Origin of the sequence: Amorphoplanes digitatis (genome assembly GCF_014205335.1) — a bacterium.
GTDB classification, from domain to species: Bacteria; Actinomycetota; Actinomycetes; order Mycobacteriales; family Micromonosporaceae; genus Actinoplanes; species Actinoplanes digitatus.
Genome location: NZ_JACHNH010000001.1, coordinates 4,567,736 through 4,581,682 on the forward strand (window position 1 = coordinate 4,567,736; position 13,947 = coordinate 4,581,682).

The 13,947-nt window shown below is 70.9% G+C and carries 9 protein-coding genes; 3 read left to right on the forward strand and 6 right to left on the reverse strand.

The window, feature by feature from the left end:
• Window positions 1-55 precede the first annotated feature (55 nt).
• Window positions 56-1,054, reverse strand: a complete 999-nt coding sequence (locus tag BJ971_RS20050; RefSeq protein WP_377885329.1) for an ABC transporter substrate-binding protein — start codon at window positions 1,052-1,054, stop codon at window positions 56-58.
• A 345-nt stretch (window positions 1,055-1,399) separates the two neighbouring features.
• On the opposite strand from BJ971_RS20050, the gene BJ971_RS20055 reads away from it, so the two are divergent.
• A complete protein-coding gene (locus BJ971_RS20055) occupies window positions 1,400-2,392 on the forward strand; it encodes a LacI family DNA-binding transcriptional regulator (RefSeq protein WP_184998976.1) in 993 nt (330 codons plus the stop codon).
• A 45-nt stretch (window positions 2,393-2,437) separates the two neighbouring features.
• Here the strand turns inward: BJ971_RS20055 and BJ971_RS20060 are convergent, their stop codons facing one another.
• From BJ971_RS20060 to BJ971_RS20070, 3 genes are read right to left on the reverse strand one after another with little or no spacing between them, the layout of a single operon-like run.
• Window positions 2,438-3,544, reverse strand: coding sequence for a lytic polysaccharide monooxygenase auxiliary activity family 9 protein (locus tag BJ971_RS20060; protein WP_184994790.1), 1,107 nt, complete (start codon window positions 3,542-3,544; stop codon window positions 2,438-2,440).
• Between the two features lie 11 nt (window positions 3,545-3,555).
• Window positions 3,556-6,480, reverse strand: coding sequence for a glycoside hydrolase family 48 protein (locus BJ971_RS20065; RefSeq protein ID WP_184994791.1), 2,925 nt, complete (start codon window positions 6,478-6,480; stop codon window positions 3,556-3,558).
• A gap of 28 nt (window positions 6,481-6,508) precedes the next feature.
• Complete coding sequence (locus BJ971_RS20070) at window positions 6,509-9,184, reverse strand: cellulose binding domain-containing protein (protein ID WP_275411360.1); 2,676 nt, start codon at window positions 9,182-9,184, stop codon at window positions 6,509-6,511.
• A 341-nt stretch (window positions 9,185-9,525) separates the two neighbouring features.
• Here BJ971_RS20070 and BJ971_RS20075 point away from each other — a divergent pair, with 341 nt between their 5' ends.
• Window positions 9,526-10,908, forward strand: coding sequence for a cellulase family glycosylhydrolase (locus BJ971_RS20075; RefSeq protein WP_239087262.1), 1,383 nt, complete (start codon window positions 9,526-9,528; stop codon window positions 10,906-10,908).
• Between the two features lie 129 nt (window positions 10,909-11,037).
• The gene (locus tag BJ971_RS42200) at window positions 11,038-12,615 is read left to right on the forward strand and encodes a tetratricopeptide repeat-containing diguanylate cyclase (RefSeq protein ID WP_184994792.1); all 1,578 of its coding nucleotides are present in this window, start codon (window positions 11,038-11,040) and stop codon (window positions 12,613-12,615) included.
• Here the strand turns inward: BJ971_RS42200 and BJ971_RS20085 are convergent.
• Together BJ971_RS20085 and BJ971_RS20090 are read right to left on the reverse strand one after the other, a co-directional pair.
• A complete protein-coding gene (locus BJ971_RS20085) occupies window positions 12,602-13,366 on the reverse strand; it encodes a hypothetical protein (RefSeq protein ID WP_184994793.1) in 765 nt (254 codons plus the stop codon). The genes BJ971_RS42200 and BJ971_RS20085 overlap by 14 nt on opposite strands.
• A complete protein-coding gene (locus BJ971_RS20090) occupies window positions 13,353-13,877 on the reverse strand; it encodes a SigE family RNA polymerase sigma factor (protein ID WP_184994794.1) in 525 nt (174 codons plus the stop codon). Before BJ971_RS20090 ends, BJ971_RS20085 begins: the two co-directional genes overlap by 14 nt.
• Window positions 13,878-13,947: the final 70 nt, after the last annotated feature.

Genomic DNA, 13,947 nt, shown 5'->3' on the forward strand with positions numbered 1-13,947 from the left:
AATTCTCAACCTGGCCTCGGGCCAGAGCTACCGCCCGGGCCACGTTGAAAACGGCTCAGTACTGCCGGGTGGGCAGGGCGGCCGTGGCCTGCTCCTGGTTGAACGTGGTCTCCTCGGTCAGCACCCGGGTCTCGATCGTCTCGCCGGCGTGGACCTTCTTGGCCAGGTCCATCAGCTGTGGGCCGAGCAGCGGGCTGCACTCCACAATGAAGTTGATCTTGCCCTGGGAGAGCGCGGTCATGCCGTCCTTGACCGCGTCCACCGTGATGATCTTGATGTCGGTGCCGGGCTTCTTGCCGGCCGCCTCGATCGCCTCGATCGCGCCGAGGCCCATGTCGTCGTTGTGCGCGTACAGCACGTCGATGTCCGGGTGCGCCTTCAGGAAGGCCTCCATGACCTCCTTGCCGTCGGTGCGGGTGAACTGCCCGGTCTGCGAGGCGATGACCTTGAACTTCGGGTCGGCCTTGATCACGTCGCCGAAGCCCTCCTTGCGGTCGTTGGCCGGCGCGGCACCGGGGGTGCCCTGGAGCTCCACGATGTTCACCGTGTCGGGCTTGCCCTCGTACTCCTTGACCAGCCACTCGCCCGCCTTCTTGCCCTCGAGCACGAAGTCGGAGCCGATGAAGGTCTTGTAGAGGGTGGTGTCCGGCGTGTCGACGGCGCGGTCGGTCAGGATGACCGGGATGTTGGCGTCCTTGGCCTCCTTGAGCACGGGGCCCCAGCCGGACTCGACCACCGGCGAGAAGGCGATCACGTCGACGCGCTGGGTGATGAAGTTGCGGATCGCCTTGATCTGGTTCTCCTGCTTGCCCTGCGCGTCGAAGAACTTGAGTTCGATCCCGGCCTTGGCGGCCGAATCCTGGATCGACTTCGTGTTCGCCGTGCGCCAGCCGCTCTCGGCGCCGACCTGGGCGAAGCCCATGACCAGCTTGTCGTCGCCGCCACCGCTGCCGGCGTCGTCGCCACCACAGCCGGCGAGGGCGCCGAGCGCCAGCGCGCCGGCCAGGACCGCCGCGGACCATTTCTTGAGCACAACGTCCTCCAGGTATCTCACTTGTTAGCGTTCACAATCTGACCTGTGTGGTTGCCGGTGGATCTTCTTGAGGGAGGGGGGTCGGCGACCCCGCTACGTCGGGGATTGTGGCGGGCGGAGCTGCCTGACGACGGCCTCTCTGCCGCGATGCAGTGGCTACCGTCACATGGTGCGTTTCAGGAGTGTTACCGTTCCCAAACGCGGCGTCAAGAGACGGCCGCCGATTGACGCCATAAAGCGTCAGACACGACGGCGACACCCAGGTCACGAGGACGGTTCGGAAACCTCGGAGACCTACACTGTGGTCGACCACAGCGCCACAGCGACGGGGGGAACTGCGTGGCATCGAAGAAGCCGGTGGCGGTCATGCGGGACGTCGCCAAGCTCGCCGGCGTGTCGCATCAGACCGTGTCGCGGGTGCTCAACGAGCACCCCAACGTCCGGCAGGAGACCAGGGAGCGCGTCCTCGAGGCGATGGAGTCGCTGGACTACCGCCGCAACCTGGCCGCACGGACCCTGGTCACCCGCCAGTCGCACACGCTGGGCATCATCGGCTTCGAGACCACCCTGTTCGGGCCGGCCTCCATGCTCTACGGCATCGAGGACGCCGCCCGCACCGCGGGATACCTGGTCAGCATCGCCATGGTGCGCAACCTCGACCAGCGACCGGTGCGCGAGGCGGTCGACCGGCTGCGCCAGCACGCGGTCGACGGGATCATCGCGATCGCGCCCAAGCCGGCCGTGACCAACGGCCTGCTCCAGGCCCCGTCGGATCTCTACTGTGTCGCGGTCGGCGGCGCCGGGGAGGCCGAGGCGGTGCCGACGGTACGCATCGACAACGCCACCGGCGCCCGGCTCGCCACCGAGCACCTGCTCGCCCTCGGCCATCGCACGGTGCACCACGTCGCCGGGCCGGCGGACTGGCCGGAGGCGCAGGAGCGCATCACCGGCTGGCGCGACGCGCTGCAACGGGCCGGCGCCGAGGTGCCCCCGATCGTCCCGCAGTCCTGGAACGCCGAGTCGGGCTACCTCCAGGGCCAGCGGCTGGCCCGCGACGAGTCCGTGACGGCCGTCTTCTGCGCCAACGACCGGATCGCGCTGGGCGTGCTGCGCGCCCTGCACGAGGCCGGCCGCCGGGTGCCCGAGGAGGTCAGTGTCGTCGGATTCGACGACATGCCCGACTCGGGCTATTTCCTGCCGCCGCTGACCACCGTGCGGCAGGACTTCGCCGAGCTCGGCCGGCGCAGCCTCACCCTGCTGCTCGAGCACATGGCCGGACCGGATGACGCGGACTCCCCGGCACATGTCACGGTCACCCCCGAACTCGTCGTCCGCGGCAGCACCGCGGCACCACGGTAAAGGGGCCCGGGAGCGCCCTATCGCTCCCGGGCCCCGTTCCTCACCTCAGGGTGTGGTGCAGGTCAGGTTCTGCACGGACGCCGGTGTGGTACCGGAGCCGAGGAACCCGAACGTGGCGTGGTTGCCGGCCGCGATCGTCCCGTTCCAGGACTCGTTCTTGACCGTGGCCAGTGAGCCGCTGCCGGTGTACTTGCCGCCCCACAGCTGGGTGACCGTCTGCGCACCGGGGAACGTCCATGACACCGTCCAGTTGTTCACGGGTGTCGAGCCGGCGTGCACCATCACCTCGCCCTGGAACCCGCCGTTCCAGGTGCCGGTGACCGAGTACATCGCGGAGCAGCCGCTGCCCGTCGGCGGACTGGTCGGCGGGCTGGTCGGTGGGCTGGTGGGCGGGCTGGTGGGCGGGGTCGTGGGCGGGGTGGTCGGCGTCGTCGTCGTGCCGCCGCCGAGACCGGTCACCTCGCCGTTGCCGCCGTCGAAGACCACGTCCGAGCAGCCGTAGAACGTCTCGGTGCTGTCCGAGCGCGACCAGACCGAGTAGATCAGGTGCCGGCCGCTCTTGCCCGACGGCAGGTTGCCGGTCCACGAGTACCGGCCGTCGTTGGTGCCCGGTCCGCCGACCGAGGTCGGGTTGACCACCTGGGAGAACGGCTGCGACTCGAGATCGCTCCAGGCGAGCGCCCGGGTCGGGCTCCAGCTGTCCTTGGTGATGTACAGCGAGAAGGTGCCGGGGTGCTTGGCCCAGTTGTTGTAGTCGAAGCGCATGCTCGCGCCCGACGTCAGGTGCGTGACCGGGAAGTCGTTCCGGGCCAGGTTGAAGCCGGTGAAGTTGTACGGCCCGCCGGTACCGCCGCTGCACAACTGCCCGTCCGGGATGAAGCCGGAGGTCCGGCCGGCACCGTCGGAGCGCAGCACGGCGAACCAGTTGTAGAGCGCCGTCACCCCGCTCTGCGCGACCGCCGCGGCACACGCCGCGTTCTTCGGCTCGATCGCGCCGGTCGCGGTGAGCCCGTCCTTCCAGCAGAAGTAGGTGCGGCTGCCGGGCGCCATCATGGCGCCGTGTGCCGAGGCCTCGCTCTGCAACACCGTGACCCCGACCCCGGTGGCCAGCAGAACGGCCGCCGCGTACAGGAAACTTCGTCTGCGTCTCATGACAATTCCTCTCAGCCGTTCGGGAAGAGGCGGGCGAAGTCCGCGTAGCCGGTGGCGACGTCGACCTGTGCCCAGAAGCGGTGGTAGTTGAAGGTGGGCGCCGCACCGCCGTTCAGGTACGCCTGGACCTTGGGGAAGTCCGGGTCGTTGCGGTAGAAGGAGCGGATGTCCAGGAACGACTTGCCGGGTGCGATCACGTCGCCGTTCGGCATCTTGCCGCTCCAGCCCTGCGGGATGTAGAGACCCTGCCCCGTCGAGGCGTTGTAGACGTCGTCGAACCGGTTGTAGTCGGCGCGGGTCTCGGTGACCGAGACGCCCTTCGAGTCCTTCTTGGTCCAGATCGCGTCGAGCAGGTTCTTCGCCGCGGTCTTGGCGGCCGCGTTGCCGGACTTGGCGGCGTAGTAGGTGAGCAGCTTCGCGAACGAGCCGGCGACGCCCAGGTCCTGACCCTTGGTCTTGACCGTGACGTGCAGGTTGGTGTTCGCGGCCGGGCTGGACGGGTTCCAGGTGGCCGGCGCGCCCGACCAGGTCATGTCGGACGGGATCTCGAAGTTGGTCGCGGAGATCGTGGAGTTCGCGAGCGCCCACGGCACCCACTTGTCCAGGACCGACTTGGCCTTGGTGTCACCGGTCGTGTAGTAGTACTCGGCCAGCCGCTCCAGCGACCAGGTCTGCATGCCGAACCACTGGTTGGACGGCGGGTCGGCGTACACCGGCGCCTCGACGTAGGCCAGGCCGTAGAACGTCGGGGTGCCGGACGGCGGCGCCGAGTAGCTGCCGTTCCAGCTGTTCGTCGCGCCGCCGGCGATCGCGCCCTCGGACGACTGCAGCCACTGGTAGAACTCGAGCTGCCGGTTGAGGCTGGCCTGCCAGTCGGCCTTGGCGGTCGGTGACTTGGGCGCCAGCGCGGTGGTGTTGCTCAGCACGTACGCCGCCATCGGGTTCTGGTATCCGAAGTGGCTGGTGCTCGAGCCGATGCGCCACGCCCAGCCGGCGCTGGTGTCGTATGCGCCGCCCCAGGCGTAGTACCAGGACATCAGGTTGTTGGAGGCGTTCTTGCCGGTGCCGGCCGGGCAGCCGGTGGAGGTGCAGCCCGGCTGCTTGAAGTACTTGTCGTAGAAGGAGTACCGCAGGTAGTCACCCATCTTCGCGGCGTTGGCGACCGCGGTGGAGATCTGCGACTGCTTGCCCTGCGCGGTCGCCCACTGGTTGGCCCAGTACGCGGCCTGCACCGCGCGCGAGTCCGCGTCCGGCGCGTTCGTGTACTTCCACTGCTTGGCGTAGCTGGCGTCCTTGGTGAACAGGTCCAGGTAGCCGTTGGGGCCGCCGTGCTTGAACGTGTCGCAGGACGGCTGCGGCACGGTCTCCCAGGTGGACTCCTGCGGCCCGCGCTGGAACGTGTTGATGTAGGTGACCCGGCTGGTCCCGTCACCGCAGTGCCCGAAGCCGTAGACGTTGTCGACGTCCAGCAGCCAGTGCATGCCGTAGATGTCGTCGGTGCCATACGCGCTCTTCAGCTCCGCGGCCAGCGGGTCGGTGCCGACCGAGACGCCGGTGTCGAGCTGCGAGGGGTACGACGACGGCAGCGGGTGCTCGGCGGCGTAGGTGGCCGGCTTCGACGCGTTGTAGTTGGCGTTTGTGGGCTGGTCGGCGTGCGACGGGATGATGTACTTCTCCATCGTCGTCCACGCCGAGTTGAACGGCGACCAGTTCCCCGTCACCTGGCCGTACTCGGCCTCGAGCCACAGCCAGTAGCTGAACGCCTCGGACGTGGTCTCGTGGCCCTGGTCGGGCGCCTCGTCGATCAGCGTCTCGATCGAGTGGTACGGCACCCCCTCGGGGCTGAAGTAGCCGTTGGCCGAGTTCTTGATGTCGGTGTAGAGCTGGGTGAACCGCGCGTTCGCACTGCCCTGCGCCAGGACGGTCGCGGTGATGCTCGCCGCCGTGTGGCCGGTCGCCGTGGCGCTGAACGTGGCGGTCGTGTTCTCGGCCGCGGCCGAGGTCGCCGCGACGGTCACCGTCTGCGCGGTGTTCCAGTTCGACGTGGTGAACGTCAGCGACGCGGGGGTCGCCGACACCGTGGTGGCACCGGCGCTGCGGGCGATCGCCACCGTGGTGCTCGCCGTCGGCGCCTTGGAGAGCGACACCTTGAACGTGGTGGAGCCGCCGGGCGAGACCGTCACGGCCGTGGGATCGGCGACGACCGCGGGGGTCGACGAGGCGTCCACGAAGACCGGCACGTCGGCGGTCGCGCTCTTCGCGCCCGTCGAGTCGTACGAGATGGCCTGCAGGTGGTACGCCGCCGTCTGCGCGGGGACGCTGGACCAGGTGTACGCGTACGGCGCCGCCGTGTCGGTGTTCAGCAGCAGGCCGTCGTGGTAGAACTCGACCTTGCTGATGGTCCGGCCGCTCGTCGCCGTCGCCGTCGCCGCGATCGGGATCTCGGCGGGCGCGGTGTACCGGGTGTTGGCGGCCGGACTGGTGATGGACACGGTCGGCACGGCGGCCGTCTGGTTGCAGGCCGTTCCGTTGAGGGTGAACGCCGTCGGCACCGGGTTGGCGCTGCCGAACGTGCCGTTGAAGCCGGTGCTGACCGAGGCGCCGGTGCCGAGGTTGCCGTTCCACGCCGCATTGTTGACCGTGACGTGCTGGCCGCTCTGCGAGTAGACGCCGCTCCAGCCCTGCGTCACCCGTTGCGACGAGTCGGGGAAGTCGAACTCCAGGCGCCAGCTGGTCACCGGGTCGCCGGTGTTGGTGATGGCGATGTCGCCGGTGAAGCCGCCGGTCCACTGGCTCTGCACGCGGTACACGACCGTGCACGCGGCGGCGGCCTGCGCCGGCGAGGAGCCGGCGACGACCAGGCCGGCGCCGAGGAGTACCGCCGCCGACGCGGCCAGGCCGCGTCGACAACGGGTTCTCCGGGACAGAAATCTCATCGCTGGTCCTTCCTGGGGGTGGGGAGGGTCATGACGTGGCCGCACAGGAGATCGGCGCGGGGACGGGGTTGCTGCCGGTCCACGAGGCGATGAAGCCGAGCGTGGCGGTGGCGTTCGGTGCCACGGCACCGTTCCAGCCGGCGTCGCGGACGGTGACCGCGGTGCCGCTCTGTCCGCCGGTGCCGCCCCACACCTGGGACAGGGTCTGCCCGGCGGTGAAGGTCCAGCCGACGGTCCAGGACTTGGTCGCCGCGGTGCCGGTGTTCCTGACGGTCACCTCGCCCTGGAAGCCGCCCTGCCAGGACCCGGTGATCCGGTAGGTCGCCGCGCAGCCCGAGGCGGGTGCCGGCGTGGACGGCGAGGGGGACGGCGACGAGACCGACGGGGACGGTGACGGCGAGGAGGTGGACGGGCTCGGCGACGGCGAGGTCGTGCCGCCCAGGCGGTCGGCGTAGAGGATGCCGCGGCCGTTGGTGCCGAGGTAGACGCGGCCGTACACCCGGGGGTCGCCGGCGAGCGCGTCGCCCGCGTTGCCGTACTGGTGCGCGTCGTCGTTGATCCGCACCCAGGAGGCGCCGCCGTCGTCGGAGCGGAACACGCCCGCCACGCCGCCGGCGGTGCCGACCAGGAAGACCGCGGGGTACGCGGCGCCCGGCGCCGCCTTGCCGAAGGCGACGTTGATGCCCGCGGTCACTCCGGCCACCGCCGCGAAGGTGGCGCCCGAGTCGGTGGAGTGCAGCAGCCCGGTCTCGCCGGCCAGCCAGACGTCGCCGGCCTTGCCGGGCACGGCGTGGAAGTTGACCCGGCCGGTCGAGGGCATCGCGGCGGCCGAGGCGGTGAAGGTGACCCCGCCGTCGGTGCTGCGGTAGAACTTGCCCGCCGCGTACCCGTAGAAGGTCTTGGGGTTGACCCGGTCGCTCTCCACCTTCGCGCCGGCAGGCAGGCCCGTCGACAGGGTCCACGAGCTGCCGCGGGTGGTGGAGTAGTGCACCTGGGCGCCGGCCGGCGCCCAGACCACCGCGTTGGCGTCGGCCGAGACGGCCACCGAGCCGCCGCCGGTGACGCCGGCGGGCTCCTGGCCCGCGTACCAGTTCTTGCCGCCGTCGCTGGAGACGCCGATGTGCGGCGCCGCGTCGGCGTTGCCGACCCGCACGAAGACCTGCGGGTTCAGCTCGGCGAAGTCGAGGCTGGTGTTGCTGCCCAGGCTCGGCTGGTCGTGGAAGGTCGCCGGCACCGCGTCGAGGTCGGCGTGGTGGAAGCCGCCGATGTCGCCGAGGGCGCTGACCAGCGGGGCGCCCGACGGCGGGCTGGCCAGGTCGAGGACCGCGGTCTCCTCGAGCCCCTTGGCCATCGGCCGGATGGTGAACGTGGTGTTGCTGTCCCAGTTGGTGAGCTGGGTGGTGGCGTAGACGGTGGCGCCGGTGCCGTAGAGCATCCGGTTGGAGTCGAACGGGTCGATCTCGACGGACTCGTTCATCCAGCCGAGCTTGGGTGTCGCCTCGGGCGGCTGCGGGTTGGTGTTGAAGTCCAGCCAAGGATTCGCCGAGATGTCCATCGTGTAACGCTTGGTCTGGCTCGGGTAGCCGTTCCAGTCCCAGATCCGCGTCCAGGTCGCCCCGCTGTCGGTGCTGCGGAAGAAGATCGCGTCGGGCCACCAGGAGATCTGGGTGGCGACGATCAGCGTCCCGGGCTTCTGCCGGTCGACGGTCAGGCCGGAGTATCCGAAGTAGAGGTCGTCGCCGGCGCTGAGCTTGACCGGGCTGACGTCGGTCCACTCACCCGTCACCGTGTTGTACCGCGCGACCTGGCCCTTGCCCCCGTCGTACGGGCCGCCGGTGTCGCTGGTGGCGATGTACAGGTAGTGGTTGACCGAGTCCAGCACGCCCTTGTGCGCCAGGTAGCCGGTCGGCTGCCCGGCGATGCGGGACCAGGTGACGCCGCCGTCGGTGGAGCGGTAGACCGGGTTCGCCTTGTCGGCGACGCCGACGTAGACGTCGCGGGTCACGTCGTCGAAGGTCACCCAGGTCAGGCCCTGGTTCTGGCTCAGGTAGCCGTTGGTGTCGGCGGGATCCTGCACGTAGTTGCCGGCGTTGGGGAACGCGGTGACCTTCGCCCAGGTGGCGCCGTAGTCGGTGCTGCGCCACAGGCCGTTGCCGCCCTCGGCGGCGAAGAAGACGTGGCTGTTGTCGTGCGGGTCGACGGCCAGCCGCTCGCCCATGCCGCGGCCCGGCATGTTGCCGCCGTTCTTGAACGGCAGGCGGGTGACCTGCCAGCTCGCGCCGCGGTTGGTGGAGCGCAGGATGGCGCCGTTGTTGGGATCCCAGCTGTTCGTGTACATGCCGACGGCCGCGTAGACCCGGTCGGGCGCGACCGGGTCGGTGGCGATGCTGAGCACTCCGTTGTAGCCCCAGTTGTCCTGGCCGGCCCAGTCCAGCAGCGGCACCCAGTTCTGACCGGCCTGATTCCAGCGGTACGCGCCGCCGATGTCGGTGCGCGCGTAGATCAGGTTCTTCTCGGCGCGGTTGAAGATCAGGCCGGGCACGAAGCCGCCGCCGTCGATACGCACGTTCTTCCAGGCGTACGTGTCGGCGGCCGCGACCGCGGCGGCACCGGCGGCCGGAGGACGGCCGGCCGCCTGCGCCACGAAGGTCGTCGCACCGACCAGCAGTGCGGCGACCGCCAGGGTGATGTATGGGCGTCGCAAAGGGATTCCTCTCCGAGCACGTCACGGCGCCGGGGGAAGCGCCATCGACGGACGTCTCTCATGGGAGCGCTCCCATGAATGTGGCCCGCCGTCATTTGGTTGTCAAGAGCTCGAAACATTTCGATGTCACGAGAAGGTTTCCTGCGTGTTGACACAACTGAACCGAGTAGGTAGAAAGACGCCTGTCAATCCATCGTGGGAGCGCTCCCGAACCGATGGAGGACCGGGACGGCGCCGTCACCCCCCGCCGACCCACCCGCGCGACTCCGCACCCGCCATCGGCGTGACCGTCACTCACCCGCAACGACCGGCGCCGCGTGCGCCGCCCGAGGAGGACACCCGTGAGACGACGCAGACTGTTCGGCGGCCTGGCCGCCCTGGTGGTCGCGGTGACCGGCGTGGTCGCCGTCGCGGCGCAGCCGGCGCAGGCCGCCGCCGGCTTCACCGTCAGCGGCAGCCGCATCCTGGAGGCCAACGGCAACAACTTCGTGATGCGCGGGGTGAACCACGCGCACACCTGGTACCAGGACCGCACACCCCAGGCGCTGGCCGACATCAAGGCGCTCGGCGCCAACACGGTCCGCATCGTGCTCGGCAGCGGACAGCGCTGGGGACCGGACAACGCCGCGAACGTGTCCGCCGTGATCACCCAGTGCAAGGCGAACCGGCTGATCTGCGTGCTGGAGGCGCACGACACCACCGGGTACGGCGAGCAGAGCGGCGCCGCGACCCTCGCCCAGGCGGTCGACTACTGGATCAGCATCAAGAGCGCGCTCGCCGGGCAGGAGCGCTACGTCATCCTGAACATCGGCAACGAGCCGTACGGCAACACCAACGCGGCGGCGTGGGTCGCGGACACCAAGAACGCGATCACCCGGCTGCGTGCCGCCGGCTTCGAGCACTCGATCATGGTGGACGCGCCGAACTGGGGCCAGGACTGGCAATTCACGATGCGCGACAACGCCGCCTCGGTCTTCGCCACCGATCCGCAGCGCAACACGATCTTCTCGATCCACATGTACGGCGTCTTCGACACCGCCGCGGAGATCAACGACTACCTGGGCCGGTTCATCACGGCCGGGCTGCCGATCGTGGTCGGCGAGTTCGGCCACAACCACTCCGACGGCGACCCCGACGAGGACACCATCCTGGCCACCGCACAGTCGCGGGGCATCGGCTACCTCGGCTGGTCCTGGAGCGGCAACGGCGGCGGCGTCGAGTACCTGGACCTGGTCACGAACTTCTCCGCGAGCGCGCTGACCTCCTGGGGCCAGCGGCTGTTCAACGGCGCCAACGGCATCAAGGCGACCTCCCGCGAGGCGACCGTGTACGGCGGCACCCAGCCCACCACCCCGCCGACCACTCCCCCGACTTCGCCTCCGACCTCACCGCCCACCTCACCGCCGACCTCGCCGCCCGCCGGCCGGACCTGCACGGCCACCTACGCGGTGACCGGCTCCTGGGGCAGCGGCTTCCAGGGCGCGGTGACCGTCACCGCCGGCGGCACGGCGATCACCTCGTGGACCGTGACCTGGACCTGGCCCAGCGGCCAGCAGTTCACCAACACCTGGAACGCCTCGGTCACGTCGTCCGGCTCGGCCATCACGGCCCGCAACATGCCGTACAACGGCTCGGTGCCGGCCCGTGGCAGCACCAGCTGGGGCTTCACCGCCGGCTCGACCGGCACCAACACCGCGCCGACCCCGGCCTGCGCGGCCGCCTGACCCCGTCACCCGCCCCTGCGGCCCGGCCCGTCCCCCCGGGCCGGGCCGCAACCCGTCCGCTCCCGTGACCACACCGGTCACGCACCCGGTCGCCGCGAATCTGGGAACCTGCCCACCCTCAGGAGCATCGTGACCACCACACACGCGCCGGCCTACGCGGACCGCCTGGCCGAGGAGCTGCTGAACCTCGAGAACGGCGACCTGCCGTCCCACCCGCCGGACGTGGCCGCGGCGCAGCGCGTCGAGCGGGAGGCCACCCTCCTCGACCGCGCCGACCTCGTGCTGCGGGCCCGGCTCGTCGGCGCCACCGCCATGCTGCGCGACGGCGAGACGGTGGCCGGTGGGCGCATCGTGCACCAGGTACACCGCGAGGCCGCCGGGCTGGGCGACGACTATCTGCTGGCCCGCTGCCACCGCGCGATGTCGATCTTCTTCCGCCAGCTCGGCGACAACGCCACCGGGCTGGAACACGCCGTGCAGTGCATGTCGCACACCTCCGAGGACGTGCCGTCGCCGCTGCGTGCCCGGCACCTGATGTGCCTGGCCGTGCTGCTCGACGAGACGGGCTCGCAGGAGGAGGCCGTGCGCGTCTTCGAGGAGGCGCTGGTCATCGCGGCCGCCAACCGCGACGGGCGGCTGGCGATCAAGCTGCTCAACAACATCGCCTACTCCGCGTACGAGCGAGGCGACCTGCAGGCCGCGGAGGACATCGAGCAGCAGCTGTGGGCGACCTCCGAGAGCACCGGAGAGCCGCTGACCGGCACCGTCCTGGACACCCTCGCCCGGCTGGCCATGCTCGCCGGCCGGCACGCCGACGTGGAGGCCATCCTCGCGCCCGTCCTCGCCGACGACGCACCGCCGCAGCTGCTCGACGACGGCGGCGACACGATCGAGGAGGCCCTGCTCACCGCCGCCGAGGCCCAGCGCGAACTCGGCGACATCGCCCGCGCCCAGGAACTGCTGGACCGGGCCCTTCTGCTGTGCGCCGAGCACGACCTGGCCGGCCAGCAGGCCCGGGCCCGCGAGCAGCAGGCCCTCGTGTACGCCGCCGCCGGGCGCTACCAGGAGGCGTTCGAGGAGTACCGCCGCTTCCACGCCGAGACGCAGGTGCTCACCTCCGCGGAGCAGGACGCACGCTCCCGGGCGCTCCAGGCGGTGTACGAGGCCGAGCAGGCGCGCCGGGCCACCGACGAGTTCCGCGAGCTGGCGCACCGCGACGCGCTCACCGGCCTCCACAACCGGCGCCACGTCGACGAGGAGCTGCCGGCGGCGCTCGAGGCGGTCGCCACGGCCGGGCCGGTCTCGGTCGCGCTGATCGACCTGGACCACTTCAAGCGGATCAACGACACGCTGTCGCACGCGACCGGTGACGTGGTGCTGCGGCGCTTCGCCGGCCTGCTCACCGATGCCGCGCCCGGCGACGCCGTGGTCGCCCGGCTCGGCGGCGAGGAGTTCGTCGTCGTGCTGCCCGGGGCGGACGAGGCCGCGGCCTGGATCGCCGCGGAGCGAATCCGCATGGCCGTCGCCGGGCACGACTGGACGCCGGTCACCCGCGAGCTGCCGGTGACGTGCAGCATCGGCATCACGACCGTCACCGGACCCGGCCCGACCGCCGGCGCGGTGCTGGCCGCGGCCGACCGCAACCTCTACGCCGCCAAGCGCAGCGGCCGCGACCGGGTCTGCGGCGACCGGGTCAGCCGGCCGTGAACACCCCCGTGACCTGTGCGTCCCGGCCGCCCGCGGTGGCCTCGGCGGAGTAGGTGTCGCCCGCCGCGGAGCGCCGGCCCGGTGCGTGGTTGAACTGCACCGCGAAGGTGTAGCGCCCCGGCGCGAGCACCGCGCCCTTGACCAGGGTGAAGCGGAACACCAGAAGGTCGTCCTTGCGGCTGCTGGTGGCGGTCAGCAGGTTGCCCGCCACCGTGCTGAACCGGCCGGCCTCGGCCAGGCCCGGCGTCATCGCCACGTTGACCGTGACCTCCAGCGCGGTCAGGGTCCTGGTGTTCTCGATCACCACGGTGCCCTGCGCCCAGTAGTCGGTGGTGTTCGGATCGACGGTGCCCGCCGAGGACAGGAAGCCGTCCCGGCCGGGCTGGGCCGGCGGCGGCTTCTTCGTCTTCGTGGCGGTGCCGCTGCTCGTCGACGCCCGCGGGGGCGCCGCCGGCGTCGTGGCCGGCGCCGGACCGGTCGGCGCGACGGGCGTCGGGGCGGCCACCGGCGCGCCGTCCGGCCCGCCTCCGTCGGCGAGGCGCACGCCGGCGATGCCCAGCATGAGCACCACCGCCACCGCGAGCGCCGCGGCCGCCGGCCGCAGCAGGGCGACGAGGCGGTCCCTCAGGGCGGGTTCCCGCTCCGCGCGGCCGCGGGCGATCCGGTCCAGCATCGCCCCGCGGTCCGGCCGGTGCCGTTCCGCCTCCTCGCGCAGCACGAAGCGGAGGTCGTGCTCGTCAAGCCGTCGCACTCAGTCCTCCCGTCGTCACTGGCAGTTGCTTCAGGTACTCGCTCAGCTGGGCCGCGCCCCGCGAGGTCAGGCTCTTCACCGCGCCGACGGAGATGCCGAGGATCTCGGCGACCTCCCGCTCCGGCACGTCGAACGCGTACCGCAGCACCACGCACTCGCGGCGGCGCAGCGGCAGGTGGCGCAGGGCCGCCCGGACGTCGAGGACCGCGGGCGTGTCGGGCTCGGCCCGGTCACGGCGCAGCAGGCCGAGGCCGAGCAGGCCCAGCCGCTCCCGGGTCTGCCGCTTGATCCACTGGCGGGCCAGGTTGGCCAGGATGCCGCGGGCGTACGCGATCGGGCTGTCGGCGGCCTCGACCCGCTCCCAGTGCCGCCACACCTCCAGGAACGCGTCCGCCGCCAGGTCGTCGGCCACGCCGGAGTCGCCCGTGACCAGATAGGCGAGCCGCGACAGGTCCGCGTGGTGCTGCTCGAAGAACCGCCGGAAGGCGCGCTCGTGATCGGTGTCCCTCACACGGTCCTTCCTGTCGTACGGGTGGAGACCGGCTACCCCGGCTGTCGGGGATAACGGAACCGGAGCAGCC

Bases quoted from the DNA above. Each gene is read 5' to 3' on its own strand.
- BJ971_RS20055 (WP_184998976.1), top strand. From the start codon at position 1,400: ATGCGGGACGTCGCCAAGCTCGCCGGCGTGTCGCATCAGACCGTGTCG.
- BJ971_RS20060 (WP_184994790.1), bottom strand. From the start codon at position 3,544: ATGAGACGCAGACGAAGTTTCCTGTACGCGGCGGCCGTTCTGCTGGCC.
- BJ971_RS20065 (WP_184994791.1), bottom strand. From the start codon at position 6,480: ATGAGATTTCTGTCCCGGAGAACCCGTTGTCGACGCGGCCTGGCCGCG.